Below are 6,618 nucleotides of genomic sequence, written 5' to 3'. Positions count from 1 at the left end.
GCCGATCGCGTCCGTGGCGTTGACGAGCGCCTGCCGGGGGTCTCGGCGGTTGTCGTAGAACACGAGCTCGATCGGCCACTGGCGCGCGGCTAGCGCGAAGCCCTCGCGCACCTCGCGTCCGGTGAAGCCGGTGCCCTCGAGGGTCACGCCGGGCTCTTCCGTGAGGTTCGCGAACGCCACGACCCAGCGGCGCTCCTGGGCCGCGGGCGCGCCGGCGAGGATCAGGATCAGGAGGAGCGCGAAGCTTCGAAGGGTGCGCGCTCGAAGCCGGCGCCCCGCCTGGGGCGCCGGCCGCGCGGATGTTTCGTCCACTGCGGAGCGCCCTAGCGGATGCCCTCGATGCCGACGAAGTTGCCGGTGAGCCCGACCGCCTTCGGCACGGTCATGCTGAAGAAGAACGTCGAACGGCCGCTGGCCGCGGCCTCGGCCGCCATCAGATCGGTCCGAACGTTCTCCAGGATGTGGATCCCGTTGTCGGTGATGAGGATATTGTGGACGATGAACGCTTCCTTCGGGTTCTCGCCGGGAATCACCTCGACACCCCACGTGTCGTTGCCGACGGCGACGATCTTCTGGCTCACGAGCCAGTTCGCGGCGTCCTTGCCGATCCCCGGCTCGCCGCCATTGTAGGTGGCGTTCTGCGCGGGGTACTGCTCGAAGAGGTCACCCCACCCCGTGTGGATGATGAGGATGTCAGCCTCACGGAGCGTGGCGTTGTACATCCGGAGCCCGGCCTGGATGTCGGCGGCGGTGATCAGCGTGCCCTTGTCGAGGCACGGCTTCTTGCACGCCGGGTTGCCCTTGAACTTCCCGGCGGCCTGGTAGACCTTGACCATGTCGACGAGCACGCCGCGCGTGGCGAAGGTCTTGATGTGCTCGAGGCCGAGCTTCATCATGTAGTTCTGGTTGATGAACTTCCCCATCGCGATCTGGTTGAAGTAGCAATCCTTGCGGCCGATGTGCCCGAGGCCGTCCAGATGGGTGCCGACATGGCTCTGGCTGAGCCACGTGTCCTCCATGTAGGTGAGCTGGTTCTCACCGAGCGCCGCGCCGGGTGCCAGCGTGGTGGCCGTGAGGATGGTCTTCGTGAAGCGGGTGCCAAAGAGCGGCACCCCATCCACGAGTGGCTGCGACATCGGGATGACCTTGCCCTCCTTGATCTCGGCGGCGGCGGCCCTGGTGACGGCGGCCGTCACGCGGTTCGTCGCGCCCGTCTGGTCGTTCGGGCCCCAGGGGGAGGGCGGGACGACCTTGGTACAGTCGGTCTGGGCGAGAGCGAGCGACGCGGTGCCGAGGACGAGGAGGAGGACAGCGGTGGCGATGGCGATGGGCCTCATACGAAAACTCCTTTCAGCTGGGAGAGGACGGCTGCACTCGACGTGGCCGGGATCATATGACCGATCGTCGTCTCGTTCAAGGGCCATCGTGCGAGGGTGTTAAGATCGGGTGCGAGATGGCTGACGAGTTCACGCCGGACGAGCGCGCCGCCCTCGCCCCGTATTTCACGAACCTCGACGGCCCGGTCTTCACGCTCGTCAACCTGCCGGAGGTCGTCAAGGGCGCGCTCTTCGCGCGCTACTCGCGCTCGCCGAAGTCGCTCCGCCGCCTCTTCCTCGACGAATTCCTGACCGCGGGCGGCCTCGGGGAGGCCGCCGCGCGCGGCGCCGCGTGGCGCGCGGGCGACGCCGGCGTCATCCCCGGCGGCGTCGAGCACGAGGCGTGGTTCCCGGAGGACACGGAGGTCGTGGACGTCTTCGCGCCGCCGCGCGAGGACTTCCTGACGGGCGAGACGCCCGCGTACATGAAGAAGGGGTGACGGCCGCGGGCCGCGGGGACACCCTATTGACAACGGACCGGGTACGTCGTCACACTCTGCCACGCACCGAACCCCGTATCGGGAGGAGCCCATGAGGCGATCAGCGCTGCTTGCCACCGTGCTCGCCGCCGTCCTCGTCCTCGTCACCGTGCCGCCGGCGTCCGCGCAGAGTCCCGCGGGGATGCGGCTCTACGTCTTCACGTCCGGCTCGCTCGGCGGCTTCCCGAAGGGAGCCCTCCAGATCGGCGGCCAGGGCAACATCGACTGGGCGCCGGTGTCGTTCTACGTGATCAAGCATCCCAAGGGCAACGTGATGTTCGACACGGGCAACAACGACAAGACCATCACGAACCCGGACGGCTGGTGGGGGCCGCTCGCAAAGGGCTTCGGGCTCAAGATGACCGCGAACGACGCGATGGCCGCCCAGCTCGCGAAGATCGGGCTCACGACCTCGGACATCAAGTACGTCGTCGTCGGCCACATGCACCTCGACCACGGGGGTAACGTGTCCCAGTTCCCCAACGCCACCCTCGTCGTGCAGAACGACGAGATGAAGGCCGCGTGGTGGCCGGACGTCGGCTACTCCATCTACTACATCCCGGGCGACTTCGCGGACACGAAGAACTACAAGTTGATCCGGCTCGAGGGCAACTTCGACCTGTTCAATGATCGGAGCATCGAGATCATCCGCGCGCCCGGCCACACTCCGGGGAGCCAGTTCGCCGTCGTGCGGCTGCCGAAGACCGGCACGGTCGTGCTGACGAGCGACGTCGTGTACCTCAAGGAGAGCCTCGAGAAGAACCTGATCCCGCCGATCCCCGGTACCTGGAGCCCCACGCTGATGTACGAGGGCTACGCGAAGATCCGCCACGTCCGCGACGCCGAGAACGCGAGCATCTTCTACGGTCACGACCCCGAGGTGTTCAAGGCGACCAAGCAGGCGCCGGACTACTACGAATAGCGGTCGGCGGTTCCCGCTGTTCGGCCCGTCTCAGGACAGCCCGGGACGACGCACCGTCCCGGGCTGATCGTTTTATGAGCGCCTCTCCGCCCGTCATCGTCGTCGACAACGTCACGAAGCTCTATGGGCGCGTCGCCGCCGTCCGCGGCGTCAGCCTCGAGGTCCGGTCCGGGGAGGTCCTCGGCCTGCTCGGTCCGAACGGGTCGGGCAAGACGACCCTGCTGCGGATGCTCACCGGCTATCTCTCGCCCTCGGCCGGCCGGCTGACCGTCGCCGGCCACGACACCGTCCGTGACGCGCTGGCGGCGCGGCGCCGCATCGGCTACGTTCCCGAGTCCGTGCCGCTCTACTCGCACATGCGGGTGGGCGAGTTCCTCGCCTTCATGGCCCGGCTGCGCGGCATGCCGCGCGGCGCCGAGCCGGGCGCGATCGCCCGGGTGGCCGAGCGCCTGAGCCTCGCCGAGGTCATGGCGGCGCCGATCCGGACGCTCTCGCGCGGCTACCGCCAGCGGGTCGCGCTCGCGCAGGCGCTCGTGCACGAGCCCGACGTGGTGATCCTCGACGAGCCGACCAACGGGCTCGATCCGCGCCAGATCATCGAGACGCGGAAGCTCATCCAGGCCCTGGCCGGGGAGCGCACGGTGCTTATCAGCTCGCATATCCTCGGCGAGATCGAGAAGGTCGCGCACCGCGTGGCGATCCTGCTGCGCGGGGAGCTGCTCGCCGTGCGGGCCGTCGCCGAGACGCCCGACCTCGAGGCGCTCTTCCTCTCGCTCACATGAGGGCACTCGGCGTCCTCTTCCGGAAGGAGCTCCACGCCACGTTCACGTCGCCGATCGCGTACGCGATCGGCGGGGTGTTCCTGCTCGTCCTCGGCTACACGTTCAGCCTGACGCTGTTCTTCACGAAGGTCGCGAACCTGACCTACATCTTCCACCAGACGTACGTGCTGCTCGTCCTCCTGGTGCCGGTCCTGACGATGCGCGTCTTCGCCGAGGAGCGGCGCAGCGACACGCTCGAGCTCCTGCTCACGGCGCCGGTGGCCGAGGTCTGGGTCGTCCTGTCCAAGTTCCTCGCGAGCCTTGCCCTCGTGACGGCGATGCTGGTGGCCTCGGGCGCGTACGCCGTGGTGCTCGGCCTCTACGGCCAGCCCGACTGGGCGCCGATCTACGGCGGCTACCTGGCGCTTCTCCTGCTGGCGTGCCTGCTCGTCGCCGTCGGAACGCTGACGTCGGCGCTCACGGAGAACCAGGTCGTCGCGGCCGCGGCCTCGCTCGGCACGTTCCTCATGCTGTGGTTCGCGGACTCGGTGGCCTACCTCGCGCCCGCGCCGCTCGACCTCTTCTTCATCAACCTCTCGCTGATCGGCCACTTCACGACCTTCGTGCGGGGCTCGCTGTTCCTGTCCGACGCCGGGTACTACGTGACGCTGTCGCTGCTCGCGCTGTTCCTGACGACCCGGGCCCTGGCCGACCGGTGAGCCCCGCCGCGGACGCGATCAACGTGGTCTGGTTCGCCACGGTCGTCGCGGCGCTCGCGGTTCTCTTCGCCGCCGGCACGCGCCTGCCGCTCGCGCGCGCGGGGTGGCCGCGGCGGCTCTCCCGCGGCGCGGTCGTCGTGGCGGCGGCCGCGCTCACGCTCGGCGCGAACGTCGCGCTCTTCCGGCACGACGTCCACTTCGACGTCACGAGCGAGAAGGCGTTCACGCCGTCGCCGGACGCGCGGCGCGTGGTCGAGGGGCTGACCTCGGACGTCGAGCTGACCTACTTCTACCAGAAGCAGGACCCGGCCGGCCGGGCGGCCAAGACGATGCTCGAGATCATGGGGAGGGCGAACCCGCGCCTCCGGGTCCGGACCGTCGATCCCGACCAGCACCCGGGCCTGGCGAGCCGGCTCGGCGTCCGCGTGTACAACGTCGCGGTCCTCGAGAGCGACGGCCGGCGGCTGCAGGTCGTCTCGACCCAGGACCGGGACATCGCCCTCGGAATCGTGCGCGTCACGCGCGCGTCCGTGAAGACGATCTGCTTCGCCGCGGGCCATGGCGAGTACGACATCGACAACTTCGAGTACCACACGCACTTCGAAGGCGTGCAGGCGCACAGCCACGGCGCCGAGGGCGCCGGCGTGGTCTTGATGGAGCAGCACGGCGTCGGCCGCCTGCGCCGGGCGCTCGAGAGCCTCGGCTTCGCCGCACGGAAGGTGACGCTCGCCACCGCCGGCCGCGTGCCGGGCGAGTGCGCGGCGCTCGTCGAGGCGAGCCCGCGCACGCGCTACGCGCCGTCGGAGAGCGACGTCCTCGCGGAGTACCTCGGCCGCGGCGGCGCCGCCCTGCTCCTCTACGACGTCGCGTTCCCGATCGAGCCGCGTCTCGCCGCGGTCCTCCGGAGCGCCGGGATCCGCGTGGGCGCCGGCGTCGTGGTCGACCCGCTCGACCATTATTTCACCGACGAGCAGATGGTCGCGGTCCCCCGCTACGCGGACCACCCGATCACCCGCGGCCTGGCGCTTTCCTTCTATCCGGGCGTGCGGCCGCTCGAGCTCGTGCCCGCGCCCGGCGTCACCGTGGCGCCCCTGGTCTCGAGCAGCGCCGAGAGCTACGTGCGGCCGCTGGGCGCCATGCCCGCGCCCGCCCGGCGCGCGCACGTGCTCGCGGCCGCGGCCGAGGGCGTCCTGCCCGGCGCCTCCGACGCGAGGCCCTTCCGCCTGGTCGTCGTGGGCGACGGCGACTTCGCGAGCAACTCGTTTTTCCCGTACATGTCCAACAGCGATCTCGTGCTGGCGATGCTCGCGTGGCTCGTCCGCGAGGAGCGGGCGCCGACGCTGAAGCCGCCGGTCGAGGTGCTGCCGACGGTCGTACTGACCAACCGCCAGGTCCGCGGGATCTTCATGGTGACGGTCATGGTCCTACCGGGCGTGGTGATCGGCGCCGGGAGCGTCGTCTGGTGGCGGCGCCGGCGCTGAGGCGGCTCGCGTGGCCCGCCGCGGCGGTGCTCGCGGCCGCGACGATCGCCGCGCTCGCGCTCCACGGGCGGCGGCCTGAGCCGGGTCTGGCGCGTTTCGAGGCCGCGGGCGTGATGCTCCACATCGCGCCCGCGCGCGTGCGCGAGGTCCGCGTGACGGCCGGCGACCGGCGGTGGCGGTTCACGCGGAGCGGGAGCGGATGGACGGTCACCGGGCCCGGAGGCGCGTCCGCCGACTGGGAACGCCGGCTCGAGGGCGGGCTGAGGTTCCTCCACGTCTCGGCGCCGCAGCGTGTGATGGCGCGCGACGAGTTCGCGGGAACGCCGGCGGCCGAGTTCGGGCTCGATCCGCCCCGCTACACGGTCGCCGTCCACACGGACGGCGCCGACCCCTTCGTCATCGAGTTCGGTGGCGCCAACGCGCAGGGCCTCGCCCAGTACGCGCGCGTCACCGGTCGCGCCGAGCTTATCCTGCTGCCGCGCTTCGTGGGCGCGGAGTGGGAGGCGGCGGCGGGCCTTCGATGAGCCGCGCGCTGCGCACGCCCGGTCGCGGGCCGCTCCTCTTCCTGCTCGCCGCGGCGTGTGTGCAGCGGCTGTTCTTCGTCTGAGGTGCTAAGATCCTTCCGATGACCGACGAGTTCACGCCGGACGAGCGCGCCGCCCTCGCCCCGTATTTCACGAACCTCGACGGCCCGGTCTTCGCGCTCGTCAACCTGCCGGAGGTCGTCAAGGGCGCGCTATTCGCGCGCTACTCGCGCTCGCCGAAGTCGCTCCGCCGGCTCTTCCTCGACGAGTTCCTCCCCAAGGGGAGCCTCGCGGACGCCGCGGCCCACGGCACGACGTGGGCGCTCGGCGAGGCGACGCGGGAGCGCGCCGAGCAG

The 6,618-nt window shown here is 70.4% G+C and carries 8 protein-coding genes and 1 pseudogene; 7 read left to right on the top strand and 2 right to left on the bottom strand.

Translation table 11 applies throughout. From position 1 onward, the window contains the following. On the bottom strand, positions 1–312 hold a 312-nt coding region (locus VKG64_08755), incomplete at its 3' end, for a hypothetical protein (GenBank protein HKB25129.1). 11 nt (positions 313–323) lie between these two features. Next, positions 324–1,337 carry a cyclase family protein gene (locus tag VKG64_08750; GenBank protein ID HKB25128.1) on the bottom strand — a complete coding sequence of 338 codons (1,014 nt, stop codon included), beginning with the start codon at positions 1,335–1,337 and terminating at the stop codon, positions 324–326. Between the two features lie 116 nt (positions 1,338–1,453). On the opposite strand from VKG64_08750, the pseudogene VKG64_08745 reads away from it, so the two are divergent. From VKG64_08745 to VKG64_08715, 7 genes and pseudogenes are all read left to right on the top strand, one after another. Next, positions 1,454–1,624 (top strand): annotated as a pseudogene (locus tag VKG64_08745) (thymidylate synthase). A 283-nt stretch (positions 1,625–1,907) separates the two neighbouring features. Then, the gene (locus VKG64_08740) at positions 1,908–2,777 is read left to right on the top strand and encodes an N-acyl homoserine lactonase family protein (GenBank protein ID HKB25127.1); all 870 of its coding nucleotides are present in this window, start codon (positions 1,908–1,910) and stop codon (positions 2,775–2,777) included. 74 nt (positions 2,778–2,851) lie between these two features. Further along, positions 2,852–3,559, top strand: coding sequence for an ABC transporter ATP-binding protein (locus VKG64_08735; GenBank protein HKB25126.1), 708 nt, complete (start codon positions 2,852–2,854; stop codon positions 3,557–3,559). Continuing rightward, positions 3,556–4,257: an ABC transporter permease subunit gene (locus VKG64_08730; GenBank protein HKB25125.1), complete on the top strand. Its 702-nt coding sequence runs from the start codon at positions 3,556–3,558 to the stop codon at positions 4,255–4,257. Before VKG64_08735 ends, VKG64_08730 begins: the two co-directional genes overlap by 4 nt. Next, positions 4,254–5,738 (top strand): GldG family protein, encoded by a 1,485-nt coding sequence (locus VKG64_08725; protein HKB25124.1) that lies wholly within the window; start codon positions 4,254–4,256, stop codon positions 5,736–5,738. Before VKG64_08730 ends, VKG64_08725 begins: the two co-directional genes overlap by 4 nt. Continuing rightward, positions 5,720–6,262, top strand: coding sequence for a hypothetical protein (locus VKG64_08720; GenBank protein ID HKB25123.1), 543 nt, complete (start codon positions 5,720–5,722; stop codon positions 6,260–6,262). Before VKG64_08725 ends, VKG64_08720 begins: the two co-directional genes overlap by 19 nt. Positions 6,263–6,363: 101 nt before the next feature. Further along, positions 6,364–6,618: thymidylate synthase (locus tag VKG64_08715; GenBank protein HKB25122.1), on the top strand; the 255-nt coding region annotated here is incomplete at its 3' end.

Source organism: Candidatus Methylomirabilota bacterium (genome assembly GCA_035260325.1).
Lineage (GTDB): Bacteria > Methylomirabilota > Methylomirabilia > Rokubacteriales > CSP1-6 > AR19.
This window is presented reverse-complemented; position numbering and strand designations above follow the sequence as displayed.

Bases quoted from the DNA above. Each gene is read 5' to 3' on its own strand.
- VKG64_08750 (HKB25128.1), bottom strand. From the start codon at position 1,337: ATGAGGCCCATCGCCATCGCCACCGCTGTCCTCCTCCTCGTCCTCGGC.
- VKG64_08735 (HKB25126.1), top strand. From the start codon at position 2,852: ATGAGCGCCTCTCCGCCCGTCATCGTCGTCGACAACGTCACGAAGCTC.
- VKG64_08730 (HKB25125.1), top strand. From the start codon at position 3,556: ATGAGGGCACTCGGCGTCCTCTTCCGGAAGGAGCTCCACGCCACGTTC.
- VKG64_08740 (HKB25127.1), top strand. From the start codon at position 1,908: ATGAGGCGATCAGCGCTGCTTGCCACCGTGCTCGCCGCCGTCCTCGTC.